The 16866-nt window shown below is 38.4% G+C and carries 20 protein-coding genes and 1 riboswitch; of the genes, 7 read left to right on the top strand and 13 right to left on the bottom strand.

What is annotated here, in order from left to right; translation table 11 throughout:
* The first annotated feature begins 189 nt into the window (after positions 1-189).
* Together BTR25_RS03885 and BTR25_RS03890 are read left to right on the top strand one after the other, a co-directional pair.
* Entirely contained in the window at positions 190-1332 is a 1143-nt protein-coding gene (locus tag BTR25_RS03885; RefSeq protein ID WP_075686310.1) for a YqgU-like beta propeller domain-containing protein, read from the top strand.
* Positions 1333-1517: 185 nt separating this feature from the next.
* Entirely contained in the window at positions 1518-1835 is a 318-nt protein-coding gene (locus BTR25_RS03890) for an MTH1187 family thiamine-binding protein (protein ID WP_075686311.1), read from the top strand.
* Positions 1836-1877: 42 nt separating this feature from the next.
* Here the strand turns inward: BTR25_RS03890 and BTR25_RS03895 are convergent, their stop codons facing one another.
* Positions 1878-2051 carry a DUF2759 domain-containing protein gene (locus BTR25_RS03895; RefSeq protein ID WP_075686313.1) on the bottom strand — a complete coding sequence of 58 codons (174 nt, stop codon included), beginning with the start codon at positions 2049-2051 and terminating at the stop codon, positions 1878-1880.
* Positions 2052-2243: 192 nt separating this feature from the next.
* On the opposite strand from BTR25_RS03895, the gene BTR25_RS03900 reads away from it, so the two are divergent.
* Together BTR25_RS03900 and BTR25_RS03905 are read left to right on the top strand one after the other, a co-directional pair.
* On the top strand, positions 2244-2879 hold the full coding sequence (locus tag BTR25_RS03900; RefSeq protein WP_075686315.1) for an MBL fold metallo-hydrolase: 636 nt from the start codon (positions 2244-2246) through the stop codon (positions 2877-2879).
* Positions 2880-2892: 13 nt separating this feature from the next.
* Positions 2893-3987, top strand: coding sequence for a class I SAM-dependent methyltransferase (locus tag BTR25_RS03905; protein WP_075686317.1), 1095 nt, complete (start codon positions 2893-2895; stop codon positions 3985-3987).
* A gap of 54 nt (positions 3988-4041) precedes the next feature.
* Here BTR25_RS03905 and BTR25_RS03910 read toward each other — a convergent pair whose 3' ends face one another.
* The 12 genes from BTR25_RS03910 to BTR25_RS03970 form a co-directional block, all read right to left on the bottom strand.
* The gene (locus BTR25_RS03910) at positions 4042-4287 is read right to left on the bottom strand and encodes a DUF2626 domain-containing protein (RefSeq protein WP_075686319.1); all 246 of its coding nucleotides are present in this window, start codon (positions 4285-4287) and stop codon (positions 4042-4044) included.
* Positions 4288-4369: 82 nt separating this feature from the next.
* The gene (locus BTR25_RS03915; protein ID WP_075686321.1) at positions 4370-5065 is read right to left on the bottom strand and encodes a helix-turn-helix transcriptional regulator; all 696 of its coding nucleotides are present in this window, start codon (positions 5063-5065) and stop codon (positions 4370-4372) included.
* A gap of 250 nt (positions 5066-5315) precedes the next feature.
* Entirely contained in the window at positions 5316-5501 is a 186-nt protein-coding gene (locus BTR25_RS03920) for a YqzE family protein (protein WP_075686323.1), read from the bottom strand.
* Positions 5502-5570: 69 nt separating this feature from the next.
* On the bottom strand, positions 5571-5954 hold the full coding sequence (comGG, locus tag BTR25_RS03925) for a competence type IV pilus minor pilin ComGG (protein WP_075686325.1): 384 nt from the start codon (positions 5952-5954) through the stop codon (positions 5571-5573).
* Positions 5951-6427 carry a competence type IV pilus minor pilin ComGF gene (comGF, locus tag BTR25_RS03930; RefSeq protein ID WP_254842620.1) on the bottom strand — a complete coding sequence of 159 codons (477 nt, stop codon included), beginning with the start codon at positions 6425-6427 and terminating at the stop codon, positions 5951-5953. The genes comGG and comGF overlap by 4 nt, the downstream gene beginning before the upstream one ends.
* The gene (locus BTR25_RS03935) at positions 6375-6716 is read right to left on the bottom strand and encodes a hypothetical protein (RefSeq protein ID WP_075686327.1); all 342 of its coding nucleotides are present in this window, start codon (positions 6714-6716) and stop codon (positions 6375-6377) included. The genes comGF and BTR25_RS03935 overlap by 53 nt, the downstream gene beginning before the upstream one ends.
* Positions 6700-7140 carry a competence type IV pilus minor pilin ComGD gene (gene comGD, locus BTR25_RS03940; protein WP_075686329.1) on the bottom strand — a complete coding sequence of 147 codons (441 nt, stop codon included), beginning with the start codon at positions 7138-7140 and terminating at the stop codon, positions 6700-6702. Before comGD ends, BTR25_RS03935 begins: the two co-directional genes overlap by 17 nt.
* A 4-nt stretch (positions 7141-7144) precedes the next feature.
* Positions 7145-7462, bottom strand: coding sequence for a competence type IV pilus major pilin ComGC (comGC, locus tag BTR25_RS03945; protein WP_075686331.1), 318 nt, complete (start codon positions 7460-7462; stop codon positions 7145-7147).
* Positions 7463-7479: 17 nt separating this feature from the next.
* Positions 7480-8562: a competence type IV pilus assembly protein ComGB gene (gene comGB / locus BTR25_RS03950; protein ID WP_368482962.1), complete on the bottom strand. Its 1083-nt coding sequence runs from the start codon at positions 8560-8562 to the stop codon at positions 7480-7482.
* Complete coding sequence (gene comGA / locus BTR25_RS03955) at positions 8498-9583, bottom strand: competence type IV pilus ATPase ComGA (RefSeq protein WP_075686333.1); 1086 nt, start codon at positions 9581-9583, stop codon at positions 8498-8500. The genes comGB and comGA overlap by 65 nt, the downstream gene beginning before the upstream one ends.
* 305 nt (positions 9584-9888) lie before the next feature.
* On the bottom strand, positions 9889-10680 hold the full coding sequence (locus BTR25_RS03965; protein ID WP_075686337.1) for a YqhG family protein: 792 nt from the start codon (positions 10678-10680) through the stop codon (positions 9889-9891).
* Positions 10658-12349, bottom strand: coding sequence for a DEAD/DEAH box helicase (locus BTR25_RS03970; protein ID WP_075686491.1), 1692 nt, complete (start codon positions 12347-12349; stop codon positions 10658-10660). The genes BTR25_RS03965 and BTR25_RS03970 overlap by 23 nt, the downstream gene beginning before the upstream one ends.
* Before the next feature lie 154 nt (positions 12350-12503).
* Positions 12504-12595, top strand: a riboswitch (glycine riboswitch).
* A gap of 255 nt (positions 12596-12850) precedes the next feature.
* Between BTR25_RS03970 and gcvT the strand changes: the two genes are divergently transcribed.
* From gcvT to gcvPB, 3 genes are read left to right on the top strand one after another with little or no spacing between them, the layout of a single operon-like run.
* On the top strand, positions 12851-13954 hold the full coding sequence (gene gcvT, locus BTR25_RS03975; RefSeq protein WP_075686339.1) for a glycine cleavage system aminomethyltransferase GcvT: 1104 nt from the start codon (positions 12851-12853) through the stop codon (positions 13952-13954).
* A gap of 19 nt (positions 13955-13973) precedes the next feature.
* The gene (gcvPA, locus tag BTR25_RS03980) at positions 13974-15320 is read left to right on the top strand and encodes an aminomethyl-transferring glycine dehydrogenase subunit GcvPA (RefSeq protein WP_075686341.1); all 1347 of its coding nucleotides are present in this window, start codon (positions 13974-13976) and stop codon (positions 15318-15320) included.
* Complete coding sequence (gcvPB, locus tag BTR25_RS03985) at positions 15313-16773, top strand: aminomethyl-transferring glycine dehydrogenase subunit GcvPB (protein ID WP_075686343.1); 1461 nt, start codon at positions 15313-15315, stop codon at positions 16771-16773. The genes gcvPA and gcvPB overlap by 8 nt, the downstream gene beginning before the upstream one ends.
* The last annotated feature ends 93 nt before the right edge of the window (positions 16774-16866 follow it).

Genomic DNA, 16866 nt, shown 5'->3' on the forward strand with positions numbered 1-16866 from the left:
TATATAGTCCCTTCTCTACTTGTAAATGAAGATTATTCACATTAAAATAAAATATCGTTAGTGTATTACACAAGATAAAAAAGTCGTACTTAACGGCTTTTTTCTTTATTTTTTTTTGAATATTTTTGAAAAATTTGAAACATTTTTGTAATATAGACGTACTAATTTACAGGAGGGAGGGAACCAGTTTTGCGACCAGTAACAGAAAGGAACGGAAAAAACTTTATATTCGCTTGTCTATTTTTGCTGATATTTACCATGATTTTAACTGCATGTACGAATAAACAAAATACTAAGCCTAAGCCGCCAGAAGAAAAGGAAAAACAAGATGAGTCTCTCCCAGAAGAAAAGATTGAATATGTCCTTCCGATTACTCCTCCAGAGGGGGCATTTTACAAGGTTGCAGGGTGGCTCTCAGAACTGCAACTCCTCTATATTACCAATCAAGAACAAACATCAAGTGTTTATCAATACGAGCTTTACACAGGTAAGAGCGAATTACTCTATAAATCAGACCAACCGATTGTAACGGTTCAGATAAGTGAAAGTAAAAAATATATCTTAGTACAAACCTCACCTTCATCATATGAAGGTATGATTACGATCATTGATCAAAATGGCACAGAGCTTTTGAAACAATCACTTGCTTCTGTTGAATTAGCATTTGAATGGAATCCCTATAATGAGTCGGAGATTCTTGTTGCTGCGTTTAATGAGGATTGGACTTATCTAATGTATCTTTTTGATATTGTAAATGAAAGGGTAGAAGAACTTAGTTTACCACAGCCATTTATTAAGTGGATTAGTAAGAATCAAATTGCCTTTCTTGACTGGGAAGAGGTTTCATTTTCACTCTATGCTCCTATAATGTCGATGAACCTGGACGATATGACCGATAAGCTGATTCTTCCCGAGGTATACCAGTTTTCAACCTTTCATGATTTATTAATGACAATCACCGTTGATAAAGAAGACCCGTCGCAGTCAGTTTATACATTTTTTGATCACGAAAATGTACCAATCTTTTCATTTACAATGCCATTACTATCTGTATTTTCTGGCTGGCTGGTTCCATCTTATGATTACAACCAAAAGGAAGGGCGGTTTATTACCTTCCAACCTCTAAGCAGTGGAGATGCTGATGCCTATTCAGAAGGGTTTCAATTAATATCGTATGATATAAAGAAGGGGAGTTCAGAGGTAATAATGGAGGGATTGAAGAATGCTCCTGTTGTTTTCTCACCTTCAGGGAATGCACTCTTATATGGAAATAGATTAGAAAACGTAATTGATATAGAGAAAAAAGAGATAAATGAGCTGGTGAAAGAATGATACAATTGATCATTCTTTTTTTTTGCTAATAGGAAAGTATAAATTTTTTTGAAATTTATACTTTCCTAACGCATAAGAAATACTAAGGCACTCGCACCAAGGGCTTGGCGAATGCCTAGTTTTTCTAATTGGTGAGAAATATGATAGAATTTTAGTGTATTAACAAGTAAAGGATGGAGTTTATTATGGCGATTGTTGATGTAACAGTTATTCCGATAGGGACTGAGACACCAAGTGTTAGCAGATATGTTGCAAGTATACATAAGGTTTTGCAGAAATATGAAGTAGAAGGAAAAATCCGGTATCAGCTTACACCTATGAATACCATCATTGAAGGTGATCTACCGATGTTGTTTGAGGTAATACAGGCTATGCATGAAGTTCCCTTCGCAGAGGGCATCCAGAGGGTTGCTACAAACATTCGGATTGATGACAGAAGAGATGTATCACGAACGATGGAATATAAAGTAGACAGGGTTTCAAGCCTTTTAAACGAGGGGTAATAAAAAGACTGCCAGCAGGCAGTCTTTTAGCTAAGTTTACTATTAATGTGCTGCTGGGAATCCACTTTCGAGGAGTGTCATGATTGTGAACCAGCCAAATACTAGGAAAGAACCTACCCCGAAGAATGCGCCTAATAAATTTTTATTTTTCAGCGCAGTAAATGAACCATATCCAGCAAGAATCGTTACTAATGCAAAGATAATTACTAACCCCATTATAAAGCCCCCTTTAGTTAATACTCACTAGGCAGTTAGCCTAAATACCTAAGATAGTTATGTAAGGATATTATATACATCGATACTTATTTTATATTCTTTTCATTCATTTGTCGAGAGTTAAAGGGTTAGCATTATCAGTTCGATCGTGTAAAATATAACTAGTGTAATTTTTAACAGGAGGTATAAGGTATGAAATGGTCACAAATCCCACTAGGGGCATTGCAAACAAATTGCTACATCATAGAAAATGAGGACAAAACTTGTTTAATCTTTGATCCTGGGAGCGAAGGTAAGAAACTGATCAAGTGGCTGGAAAAACGTGAGTTAAAACCAGTTGCCATACTTCTAACACATGCTCACTTTGATCATATTGGTGCTGTCGATACGGTTAGAGATTATTATCAAATACCTGCTTATGTTCATGAAGAAGAAGAGGGTTGGCTGACTGACCCTGGTTTAAATGGCTCAAAATATTTTATGATGCAGGAGCAGATAAAGGTGAGAAAAGCAGATCATATCATTAAAAAAGAAGGTATGATGAAGGTCGGCGACTATGAATTCTCAGTATTCGAGACACCTGGACATTCTCCTGGCAGTATATCATTTTATTTTGAAAACGCAGGTTTCGTTGTTTCTGGAGATGCATTATTTAAAAGCAGCATTGGCCGAACAGATCTTCCAGGTGGAAACCATAAGCAACTGATAAAAAGTATTCATGAGAAGCTGCTTTTCCTGCCGGAAGAGACGGAAGTATTATCAGGACATGGGCCTATTACAACAGTCGGAGAAGAAATGGATCAAAATCCATTTTTGAACGGATTCTAGGGAAAGTGAAGACATGATTGCCTACTTGAAAAGTTTAATTACCTCTTCGTCAACGAAGTTAATAACATATGCCGACTATATGAATGCAGTCCTTTACCACCCAGAACAAGGATATTATATGAAGGATAAAGAGAAGATTGGCAGACAGGGTGACTTTATTACTACAAGTAATATATCCGACCTTTACGGAAAAATGACGGCCAAATGGTTTTTACATTACTGTTTAAAGACGGGTATCGATGCTGTATTCTGTGAAATTGGGGCTGGTAATGGCCGTTTTGCCCATGCTTTTTTACAAGAATGGTATAAGTCCGCGCAAAGTCCTATTACATACATTATAGTTGAAACTAGTCCATATCATCGAAAGCTTCAATCGGAGTTGCTTACTCCTGAATTCTCTGTCATCCAAGTATTTTCCCTTGAAGAGATCGATTCCTTTGAAGGAACCGTCTTTTCAAATGAACTATTCGATGCTTTGCCTGTTCATGTCGTTGAGCAAGTGAATGGACAGTTGTTTGAGGTGATGATTGGATTAGAGGATGAAACATTATTTGAGGTTCTCGTCCCTAATACCAATGGTGATATATTTGCCTATCTGCAAGAAAGTGGAATAACGTTAATGGATCATCAGCGGATAGAAATTCCGTTACTGATGGAAGAAATAATTCAACAAATTTCTAGGGTATTAAATAAAGGAATAGTAGTGACAGCTGATTATGGATATACGAATGAGGAATGGAAGCTTCCAGCAAGGAAGCTGGGGAGTTTAAGAGGATTTTATCAGCATAAAATGATAGACGATGTCCTGCAGTACCCCGGTGATATGGATATAACTACACATATCCATTTAGACTGGCTTATCCAAAAGGGTGAGGAGTTCAATTTGAAGTTTATAACAAAGCTAAGACAAGATCAGTTTTTATTAAAAACAGGAATATTACAGGAATTGGAAAACCATTATGACCCTAATCCTTTCAGTGAGGTTAGTAAAAGGAATCGGGCAATAAGAAGTTTAATCATGCCAGCCGGTATAAGCTCTTACTTTAATATCATTATTCAACAAAAGAATATGGAGATTAAAAGCAGTGATGATCTATTTGAATTTTGACCAAACAAAAAACGCCAGAGGCTACGCTCTGGCGTTTTGTTGTTCTTCCAATTCTTAATGTCCGCCTCCGCCAAGTGGCATCATGAAGGTCGTCCAATAGGTAAAGCCTGCGAAGAAAACAGTTAGATAAGCTCCGAAAACATACATATACATACGTTCGGACAGTTTTAAATAACTCAATAATACGAAGAAACCAGTTTGGGCTAAGAAAAGCATTGCGGTTTTATCCATGTCACCTAGATAGAACATTACGGTAAAAATACCCGTCCAGAAACCCAAAACTCTGAACATGCGATCCATATGTATCCCCCCTTTACCATGCGGTACCATCAATACAATATTATATAGGAAAAGGAGGTATAATGTAAATAATGGTTTCACATTAGTTTGTCACAAATACCTGATACGAACAAGTTTCACAGCCAGTAATCATATTTTCCTTTTCAATTAGCTCTACAGAATCAAATAGTGCCTCAAACATGCCCTTTAAGAATTCAAGGTGCATTTGGCAAACAGATTCGTGATCTTCTGCGACTTCTTTAAAAGGACAGTTGAAGATTTGGAAAAAGATTTTTGTCTTTTCTCCATTTGCTTCAAATTCTGGATAGAAACCTGAAAGAGTAGCAGCACTTTTTAATATATTTAACTTTTGATCAAATTCTAATTCATCACCAAATGACTTTTTAGTCATTTCCTGTTCAATGACTTCAGTACCAAATCGCTTACCTGTTAAATAAAGTGCCTGTTTTCCTGCATCCCCTAAAGTTAACATTGTTTGGATCGCTACTTTTGAAAGCAGCATATAGTCACGAAATGGGAAATGCAACTGGATAACATCGTCAGATAAGCGGTACAATCTGCTTGGTCTGCCGCCCTTACCCGTTTTTTTTGTTTCAGATATTAACATATTCACGTCTTCAAGCTTTGATAAATGCAATCTAGCAACATTCGGATGAATATTAAAATTTTCAGCTACCTCTTGTACTGTTACTTCTTGATGACGCTTAGTAATGTATTGATAAATATAGTACCGTGTTGGATCTGACAAAACATTTGTTATTTTTAGTGTTTGTTCCATCTTGGTTCACCTCGGACCCCCATAATTTAATCCAATTATAATACAGCGGATTTAACAAGTGAATGAGGTTAACAATGTTAACACTATATGTTTAGAAAATGTTCACAATTGAAGAATAAAGAGATTTTACCAACTACACAAAGGTTATACAAATGTAAAACAGGTTGTATGTCAATAGTTACTTTTCGTCAGTTTTTTCAACTTGAAACTCAGCATAAATTAAGAAGCAGTGTGTAACTGCTTCTCCAATTTACTGTTTTCTTCTGTTTTTCACTTGAATATAAAATATATAAGGTAAAATTCCGAACCAGCGGAACCAAAATGACGCTTTAGCCTGTTTTCTCTCCGTACGGAGCCTTTTGCGTTCATCCTTCGGTTGATCTGCATATTTTACAAGTGTCTGAGTCACATATTTTACATAATCATTTGTTTTCATGAACACACCTACCCATTATTACTTCCCTTAAAGTATGTCCATGTTTATTAAATTCAAACGTTACAACCTTTATTGCAGCTCTATCCACTTCACCAATTTTTTGAGATGTAAGTCAAAGATACCGCGGTAGCTGCTTGTTTCCCCTGACGCCATCGTAAGTGTAAAATTAATTCGCTGGGTAGTGCCAATGAGATTTTCAGTTTGATACGCTATATGAGCGTTTGTAAATGAATAGCTTCCCTTCGGTTGGATCGTGCCCCCAGACTGCAAGACCTTTTCTAGTTTCTTTACTGAAGAGTGATAGTAATACTCCTGCTGTATAATAATAGCCGTTTCATGAGAAAGTCTTCGCTCGGTTACAAGCTGCTCTAATCGATAAGAGAAAATGATAAGGAATAGCAATGTAATTGTTAAGGTTAATGGAAAGGTAAATCCTTTCTCGTTATTCCTCATATGGCTGTCAGCCAGTCAACATAAGAGTGGACAATGAGCGAGTATTCTTTTCCCCAGACATCAATTACACTAATTTTTATTGAATTATTCTGCTTAACAAAATTCACTTCAAAAACATTTTGTAAAATGATTTCATGGCCGGTCGAATTTACCCGTCTTCGTAAGTTACTTTGGTATTTTTCATAAAAAATGCTTTCATTATTTTTAATTAAAACCAGTCTCCCAGAAACAACATCAGCACGTGAGCTCATGCGAATCTCTTTTTTAACCTGGCTTCCAAATACTTCCCATTCCATTGCCTGAAGTTGTGCCTCTGAATCGATATTTTTAAACATTATTTGAAAAACGGGTGCGATGAAAAAAACAATCGTCGTAAAGATGGTTAATGCAAACATCACCTCTAGGAGTGTAAAAGCATGTTCATTCCTGACGAGCGCAAATTTCTGCTTTTTTAATAAATGTACTCCCTTCAAAACTCACACAAACCTCCTTTTGCTCTTTAACCGCTGATTCGTTCCACTGGATGGAAAAGACTAGCCCATTGTGCGTGAGGGAGTAGCTGCTAAAGGTAGGGCTGTCTTTCAGTTTTGCTTGAAGTTCCTCGTATAAAAGCTGGTTCATTTTCTGGTCTATGATTAGCTGCTGAGACTGGACAGATAAATCACGAAGTAATGGAACAAGAAACAGGCCAATCATTAACATGAAGGACAAGGATAAAAGGAGCTCGAGCAGAAAATAGCCGCTATTATTCTTTAACAACATAAAACCTGCCCCTTCCAATTAAAACAGTCACGCGATAGCGATTTTCAGCAGTCTGAATAAAGAAAGATCCAAACCGATCGACATTCCCGCCCGGCAAATAGCGAAAATAGAGGGGGAGAGATCCTGAAATGACTTGGAAGTTATAGGGGAATTTTCTTTCAACTAAACGTTTTAGGCTCGTTTTCTCATAGATTTGATATAACTGTTGATCAGCAACAAAATTGACTGTTACATCCTGCTGGTGGGAGATAGCATATTGCTGTGCAAAGTAAAGATCTGCCTTTAACTGTGAAATAAATATCTGTTCATTCACCATGTTAAATTGTGGTTTAAGGGATATAGCGGTGACACATGAAAGAATCATAAAGATAGAAAGAACAATTAAAGATTCAATCAGGGTGTACCCCTTTTGATCCTGATTCATGTTCCTAAGGTGTGACGGAGGCTTTTTCAACTGTTGTAACTGCCCCATCGAGACCTATAATAACCTCTTTCTTATTGTCGGGGCAGCCAGTGGTTTTGACATATCCTCCTTCAATTAGCTGCTGTAAGGTAGGAATCTTATTATGTTTCATTTGGTATGATTGAACCTGGGCTTCAACCATTTTGACAAACGCTTCGCAGCCTTTATCGTTAATATTGGCATTGTGTTTTGCGACGTTAGGAATGGTGACGATTAACAGAACGGAAATTACCAGCATAACAATCATCATTTCAACCAGTGTAAATCCTTTTTCATTTTTCATTTTTTTACCTCCAATTTTTATATACCATTTAATAAGTGAAACATTGGTAATAGAATGGCTAAATACATTGAGACAACGAGAATTCCGATAAAAAGGTAGAGTGTAGGCTGTATAGTTTTTAGACTCTTATTTATCTGATCTTCTAAGCACTCGGTACAGTGCTGGCTAAAAAAACGTAATTCTTGATCTAATCTTCCATTTTCTTGCCCATGCTTAATAATTAATGGAAACTCTTTTTCAAAAAAAGGGAAGGCTCCAATTATTTCTTCTAGTTTTTCACCCGTAATTAGCTTTCTTTTTATTTCACTTCCAAGCTCGCTATAAAATGGCTGTCTTTTATTGTTTTCAAATAGCTGTAGTGCTTCGAAGACCGATATTCCTCCGGATAATAGAAAGCTTAATTGAATGGAAAAGTAATGGGTAAAAAACAATTTGAGGATACTGCCCAGAATGGGAATTCGAACGAGTTGCGTCCTTTGTTTTAGGGCAGGAAGTTTACGGAAAAGAAGAAAATAGTAGATTGAAGCTGCGAGTAAGGATAGAAGCAAACTAAAGATAAACATGGGGAAGTAATGATCAAAGGAATAAAGAAACTTTGTAAATAAATTTGCTTCAAGATTCATTGAATTAAATAAGTTTGTAAATTTCGGCAGTAATGTCTTTTGTACAAATACAAATAAAAAACCAGTTATGACAATGAGCAGCAGGGGATACTGCAGTAATTTGATTAGTTTTTTCATATCCTTGTCTTTAACAAGGGCTAAACCACTGCCCTCCAACAGCGCCTCGGCAAAGCTTCCATGTTGTTCTGCAAAGTAGACGTAACCAATTAAATCTCTGTGAAAGCCAAGCTTGTTTAAGACATCAGTAAACGGTAATCCTTTTTTTAGGTCTATTAAACAATCATATAATTCCTCCTTTCGATCCGAAGGCAGGTGCAGGGAAATCGACGTCATCGCTTCAGTAATTGGGTATCCTCTAGATAATAGTTCACCCATTCTTTTTAGGAAATTCGCCTGTTCATTTAATGTCCACTTACGGCGCTTCATCATCATAAACCAGTCGTTCGTATTCAGACTCTTTAATGTACCCGAGTGCAACCCCCTTCTTAATGACTTCTTTCACTGTTCGATAGCGGGACATCACATCTTCCCCCTTTACAGCCCTTAATGCTGTGTTTAGATTTCTACCAGATAATAATTCAAATACACTTGCTCTTTTCCACCTGCCGTAGGAATAACAAAACGGTGAACATTCCCCTTCACAGAATGGACAGGTTAATTCTACTAAGCGCTGTGCAGTAACAGCAATTAAGGTTTGTTCTACCTCTAACCAGTCTACTCCGAATTCACGCAGGCGGTGGACTGCTCCCAAAGCATTTCTAGTATGCATTGTGCTCAAGACTAAATGACCTGTCAGGGCGGCACGTACAGCAATCTTTGCTGTTTCACCATCCCTGATTTCCCCAACCATTATGATATCCGGGTCATGCCGTAGGATCGCCTTTAAGCCTGCAGCATAGGTTACACCTGCTTTTTCATTTACTTGTATCTGTAAAACCGAATCATAATTCTTTTCAATGGGGTCTTCAAGAGTAATGACGTTGCGGTGGAAAAGGTGAGCCGTTTCATTCAATAGAGAATATAAGGTAGTCGTTTTGCCGCTCCCGGTTGGACCTGTAAATATGATTAGTCCATGTGCGTGTTTAAGCAGGGCAAGTAATTTTCTGGTCATTGAAGGAAATAGTGAGAGCTGGTGAAAAGGAATTTGTTCTTGCTGGGGGAGAAGTCTAATCACAAGGCTTTCTCTGTTGTTTGAAGGGAGGGTTGAAAGCCTAAGTCCCATTAATTGTCCGTCTACATCACAAAAAATCGCACCGCTTTGGGGGCGTCTTCGTTCTCCGATATCCATATTAGCTGTGAATTTAAAATGTGAAATTAATCTGTCGCATTCATCTTTTGGAAGGGAAAGCCGGGGGATCAGCTTGTTGGTTAAGCGGATTTGAACGAGTGTGTCTTTTTTTCTGGGAACAATGTGAATATCTGTTGCTTGGTTTCTAGCAGCATCTTTAATAATTCTGTTTGCTAAAATTTCAATAGAACTAACAATATGTAACACCACCTTTTAGTTTGTCTTTAGATTATTTCGACAGACTTCTAGCTTTTCCTTCTTTATTTTCAAAAAATATTTTATAAGTGCTGTGGAAATAAATATTGTTGATTTGTGCTCCAGGTGCTTCGCTTTCCGCAGGAGGAAGGGGAAGCCTCCTCGGCGCTAAAGCGCCTGCGGGGTCTCCCCTGCCCCTTGCTCCTGCTGGAGTCTCGCAACTGGAGCACAAATCATTATGATACAAAATTAACATTGCTTTTAATACTTTATTAAAAATTTCCCTCTCGTTTGTTAGGGAAGGGAGGGGCATTTAATAGCTATATTGCTGCATTCGTCAAATAAAATAAGCCGCCATTGATGTAAGATATATTAATTCTTGGTTCATATTGTTCCTGCAAGGCCTTTTTCTCTGTCTCATAACTTTCATTTTCTTCTTCTATATCTTCATAAAAGTGATCTAACAAACGAAGATCCTGATCCCATCGCTGTCTTGCAGCATCTGCCCATGTGTGATCATCCTTTTCAATTACAGATCTTAGGTAGTTTTCAATTCTTTGCATTCCGCTTTTTGGCATGACGAGTGGTGACAAGGTAAACGAGTAATCTGGAATTTTCGGTGTTAACTGGACCTGCAGCAAGCGATCATGAAAATCTTCCACCATCTGTCCATTGATTAACTGCACGCCAATCGATTTAAAAATGTCACGCTTTCGATCACATTGATAAGAGATTTTTACATTCATACAAAGCCAAGGCATCAAGGGAGTTTGCAGATTATGCTGCTGATGGTTTTCATATAGTCGAATGTATCCTGCGAGCTTTTTGGTTGATTCGAAAATTTGGTGCAATCTGGGCGAACCAAAATGAATCGTCTCCCCTTTGAGATTTTCAGGTGCTTTTTCTTGATTAGTAATTAAAGTAAGCTTCATTGGATTAGGAATACCGCCTGTTTTTTCTAAGTAATGCCAATAAAATGGTCGATTCATTAGTTGTTTATCCAAATCAATTGTCAGCTGTACAATAAGATACCCAGGCCCGTTTTCAAGTATTTCACATTCATTAGCCCGGAAATAGCGTATAAGAAAGTCATGAATTTCCTGCTGCTGCATGTGTGTTTTCCTCCTTCTGCATATCCTTTGCCATATCAATCATAGAGGTTAAGTTTTCCATTTTAATGCGCATCTCACCTTCAGAGCTCGATTGTCCAAAGATATCAATGAGATGATCCTCGATATTACCAAAATCTAATTTAGATAAAATATCATCCAGTTCGCCAATTACCTTTTCAAATAATTCAATCTTTTCATATAGAAGTTTTAGGATATGTTCTTCCACTGTATCCTTAATGGCAAAATTATATATCATGACATCTTTTTCCTGACCAAGTCGGTGGATTCTTCCAATTCGCTGCTCAAGCCTCATTGGATTCCAAGGTAAATCAAAATTAATAATGTGATTACAGAACTGCAGATTTATCCCTTCACCACCAGCTTCTGTGGCAATTAATACCTGAGCATTCTTTTGGAATAGTTCCCGCATCCAATCTTTTTTCCCACGTTTAAAGCCACCGCGAAATGGGACTGAAGAAATCCCATTTTGCTTTAGAAACCATTGCAAATACATTTGGGTAGCTCGATATTCTGTGAAAATGATGACTTTATCATTGATTTTTTGAATCAATTCAAGTGCTTTCTCAGCCTTAGAATTCTTCTGGACAGCTTCAACCTTGCTAATTAAAAACTGAATCTGCTCTTGGTAGGCACGGCTTGGATTTTCTTGTTTTTGTAGCATATTTTTAAGTGTATAGAAGACAGATTCTCTGCTGCTGCATGCTTCTCGTTGTAAGGTCATCACAGAAAACGTACTTTTTTGGAGCCAATCTCCTTCATTCTTTAACTCGGTAATGGCATTATATAATTCCTTTTCTTGCTCGGAAACCTCAATCGGTATCGTTTCAACATGTCTTTTTGTCCACTCAATGCCTGTGTCAGCCCGGCGATTACGAATCATCACTTTATTGACCAGTTCTTTTAAATGCTGATCATCATTTAAGGAGCGCGCGTCTCTTTTATATTTTTCATAGAATGCCGTTTCGCTGCCTAAATGCCCGGGTTTTAAGAGGGAAACCAAGTTGAAAATTTCCTCTATTCTGTTTTGTATGGGTGTAGCTGTTAGTAATAGACAGAATTTCTTTTTTAGGTTTTGGACAAATTCGTAATTTTTGGTTTTATTATTTTTTAACTTATGTGCTTCATCAATAATAATTAAATCATAGTCTTGCTGATAAATAATGTCCCGGTGCGGATTGCGTTTAGCAGTATCAATAGAAGATACAACAACATCACACTGATCCCAGACATAGCTTTTTCTTTGTGTAATAGCAGGAATAAAAAATTTTGAGTTGAGCTCAATCGCCCACTGGGTAACTAGGGAGGCCGGAACTAGGATTAAGACCTTTTTTACAAGTCCCCTAATCATGTATTCTTTTAATATTAAACCAGCTTCAATTGTCTTTCCAAGACCTACTTCATCAGCAAGGATGGCTTTCCCATTCATATTTTCAATTACTTGTTTTGCTGTTTCGAGCTGATGTGGAAGAGGTGTTAAATTTGGCAGGTGACTAGGTGCCTGCAAACCCTCAAATTCAGGGATGACAAGATGTTTTTCAACCCCAACGGCAAGTTTAAAAAGCTCCCAATTTCCCCAAGGGCCGTCAGTTTCAATCCTATGGAAAAAATCATCCTTCCAGGAGGAATCAAATTCAATTTGGACATTCATTATTTCAGCTCCTTTTAAGTAAAAATAATATTGCTCTATACATTGTTTTAATGATAGGATGATAATAGCTTTGAAAGTTTGAAATATTGAAATAAAATAATTTTTTTTAGATGTATATTTTAGTATGACCAGATTAGAAAATAATATAATGCGAATGATGACAAGGGGAGAGACTACCTGGTGGTGGCGCCGAAGGAGCAAGCATAGAAATGTGAATCTCTCAGGCAAAAGAACTCTTGTTTGACGCGACTCTGGAGAGCGCTGCAAAATTGTGCAGCCACCAAAGGGGAAAGCCATTTAAGGTAAACTTTCAGGTGCAAGGACAGAGACCTTCTTTTTTCATAAAGGGAGGTCTCTGTCCTTTTTTTTAGCTAATAGGAGAGTATAAATTTATTCAAATTTATACTCTCCTAACGCATAAGAAAAACTTGGCGAAGGCCAAGTTTTTCTAATATTTTCTTGGGAAAATTAATGTAGGTTCGACTGAAGGGGGATTTATCAATGACTGAATTAAAACGCACACCTTTATTTGAAGTATATAAAGAGTATGGCGGGAAAACGATTGATTTTGGGGGCTGGGAACTGCCCGTTCAATTCTCTAGTATAAAGGAAGAGCATGAAGCGGTTCGTACAAAGGCAGGTTTGTTTGATGTCTCTCATATGGGTGAAGTGGAAGTGAAAGGCCCAGACAGTTTACAGTACCTGCAAAAATTGTTGACAAATGATATTTCTAAGTTGAAAAATGGCGGTGCCCAATATACCGCTATGTGCTTTGACAATGGTGGTACTGTTGATGATCTGCTTGTTTATAAAATGGAGGACAATCATTACTTGTTAGTTGTCAATGCATCAAATATAGAAAAGGATTTTAACTGGCTGGAAGACCATCTAGAAGGGGACGTTTCAATCGACAATCTTTCTGAAAAAATGGCACAGCTTGCCGTTCAAGGACCACTAGCTGAACAAGTATTGCAAAAATTGGCAGGGGATACAAATCTAACTGATATCGGATTTTTTAAATTTCAGCAAGAAGTGAAAATTAACGGTATCCATGCACTTATCTCCCGAACAGGCTATACCGGTGAAGATGGCTTTGAAATTTATTGCGATGCAGCCAATGCTGTCGAATTGTGGAAAGCTATTCTGGATGCCGGCAAAGAAGAGGGCATTCTTCCATGCGGTTTAGGTGCAAGGGATACACTACGTTTCGAAGCGACTTTAGCATTATATGGCCAAGAGCTATCAGCAGATATTACTCCGCTTGAAGCAGGCATTGGTTTTGCAGTTAAGCTAAATAAAGAAGTTGATTTTATCGGAAAAGAAGCGCTTAAACAGCAAAAGGAACAGGGTATTTCCCGAAAATTAGTTGGAATCGAAATGATTGACCGGGGAATTCCGCGTCACGGCTACCCAGTTTTTCAAGGTGAAGAGCAAATTGGTGAAGTTACGACTGGTACTCAATCACCAACATTAAAGAAAAATATTGGCCTTGTTTTAATCAAAAAGGAATTTGCTGCACTTGAGTCTGAAATTGTAGTTGAAATCCGTGGAAAACGACTAAAAGCAAAAATAGTACAAACACCTTTTTACAAAAGAGAAAAGTAATAAGAGGGGAGCAAGGGATATGAAACATCGCTATTTACCAATGACTGAAGAAGATAAAAGGGCAATGCTTGAAACGATTGGTGTATCCTCCGTCGATGAATTGTTCAGTGACATACCTGAAAAGGTTAGATTTAAGGGTGAATACAACATAAAACCAGCAAAATCAGAGACCGCTTTAATGAAAGAACTCTTTAAACTGGCAGAACAGAATGCAGACTTAAAGAGAAACGTATCCTTTTTAGGTGCAGGCGTTTACGACCATTACATGCCTGTTATCGTTGATCACGTCATTTCACGCTCGGAATTCTATACCGCATATACACCTTATCAGCCTGAAATTTCACAGGGTGAGCTTCAGGCCATCTTTGAGTTTCAAACTATGATTTGTGAACTTACGGGCATGGATGTTGCCAACTCATCTATGTATGACGGCGGAACAGCTCTGGCTGAAGCAGCCATGCTTGCAGCAGGACATACAAAGCGAAAAAAAGTCATCGTATCTGCTTCTGTACACCCAGAGTCACGCGAGGTTCTTAAAACCTATGCAAAAGGTCAGTATCTTGATGTAATTGAGGTTGCGGTTAAAGATGGTGTTACAGATTTAGAAGCGTTAAAGCAATCAATAGACAGTGATGTAGCTGCTGTGGTTGTCCAATATCCAAACTTCTTTGGGAGAGTTGAACCTTTGAAGGAATTGGAAGAAATCATCCATGCGAATAAGTCATTATTTGTAGTTTCTAGTAATCCATTAGCGCTCGGAGTATTGACACCGCCTGGTAAGTTTGGTGCAGATATTGTGGTGGGAGACGCACAGCCGTTTGGTATCCCCACTGCATTCGGTGGACCTCATTGTGGATATTTTGCAGTAACGACTAAATTAATGCGTAAGGTACCTGGCCGTTTGGTTGGACAGACGAAAGATGATCAAGGACGCCGCGGCTTTGTGCTGACCCTTCAAGCACGCGAACAGCATATCCGCCGTGACAAAGCAACTTCAAATATTTGTTCCAACCAAGCGTTAAATGCCCTTGCTGCTTCTGTAGCCATGACTGCACTTGGGAAAAAGGGTGTTCGTGAAATGGCGGCTGCAAACCTGCAGAAAGCACATTATGCTAAGACTGCTTTTAAAAAAGCTGGATTCGAAGTCGTTTACGATGGTCACCTATTCAATGAGTTCATTGTTAAATTAAATAGACCAGTAAAAGAAATTAACCAGCAGCTGCTAAAAGAAGGAATCATTGGCGGTTATGACTTAGGCAGGGATTATAAAGAACTTGCGAATCACATGTTGATTGCTGTAACAGAACAAAGATTGAAGGAAGAAATTGATACTCTTGTTAAAGAATTGGGGGATTTGCATGCATAATCAAGACCAGGCACTCATTTTTGAACTAAGTACACCAGGCAGAATCGGATACAGCTTGCCAGAAATGGATGTTCCTGAGCTAGACCTAGACAGCCTGCTTCCCGAGGGGTATTTACGTTCCGAGGAACCTGAGCTTCCTGAGGTTTCAGAACTTGATATCATGCGCCATTATACTGCGCTTTCAAGAAGAAACCATGGTGTGGATTCTGGGTTCTATCCATTAGGCTCTTGTACAATGAAGTATAATCCGAAAATTAACGAAAACGTAGCCCGTTTTAATGGCTTTGCACATGTACATCCACTGCAGGATGAAAGCTCTGTTCAGGGGGCCATGGGACTTTTATATGATTTGCAGCAGCATTTAATTGAGATTACCGGAATGGATGAAGTTACTTTACAGCCGGCTGCAGGGGCACATGGTGAATGGACTGGATTAATGATGATTCGTGCTTACCATGAGGCAAACGGAGATATAAAGCGTACAAAGGTAATTGTTCCTGATTCAGCACACGGTACAAACCCGGCATCTGCTACTGTAGCAGGTTTAGAGACGGTTACAGTTAAATCTAACGAATTTGGTCTAGTAGATCTTGAGGATTTAAGGAGAGTGGTTGGGGGAGACACAGCTGCCTTGATGCTGACTAACCCTAATACATTAGGCCTATTTGAAGAGAATATTGTGGAAATGGCAGAAATTGTCCATGGTGCCGGCGGTAAGCTTTATTATGACGGCGCAAACCTAAATGCTGTTCTATCGAAGGCGCGACCAGGTGATATGGGATTCGATGTTGTTCATTTAAATCTTCATAAGACATTCACTGGCCCACATGGCGGTGGCGGTCCTGGTTCAGGTCCAGTGGGTGTTAAAGCAGATCTCATTCCGTTCTTGCCGAAGCCAGTTATTGCAAAACGTGGTGATGAATATGTATTTGACTATGATCTCCCGCAATCAATTGGCCGTGTGAAGCCTTACTATGGAAACTTTGGAATTAATGTCCGTGCATACACGTATATTCGCTCTATGGGTCCAGATGGGCTAAAGGCCGTTACAGAGTACGCGGTATTAAATGCGAATTATATGATGAGAAGACTGGCAGAATACTATGATCTGCCATTTGATAAACATTGTAAGCATGAATTCGTACTAAGCGGCAGGCGCCAGAAAAAGCTTGGAGTTCGGACACTAGATATTGCTAAGCGTCTGCTAGATTTTGGCTATCATCCGCCAACTATTTACTTCCCACTAAATGTGGAAGAGTGTATCATGATTGAGCCGACTGAAACCGAATCAAAAGAAACGCTTGATTCCTTCATTGAAATTATGATCCAAATTGCTAAGGAAGTAGAAGAAAACCCAGAAATTGTTCAAGAAGCACCGCATACAACTGTAGTTGGACGGATGGACGAAGCAACAGCCGCCCGCAAACCTATTCTAAAATACCAAAGAGCATAATAGTCAAAAAGGTCAGATTCTAGTTGCAGGATCTGACCTTTTTTGTGTGTGAAGGATTTGTAGATATATGAATTTGTAGATAACGGCTAAATT

The organism is Bacillus sp. MRMR6, assembly GCF_001940785.1.
Taxonomy (GTDB): Bacteria; Bacillota; Bacilli; order Bacillales; family Cytobacillaceae; genus Neobacillus.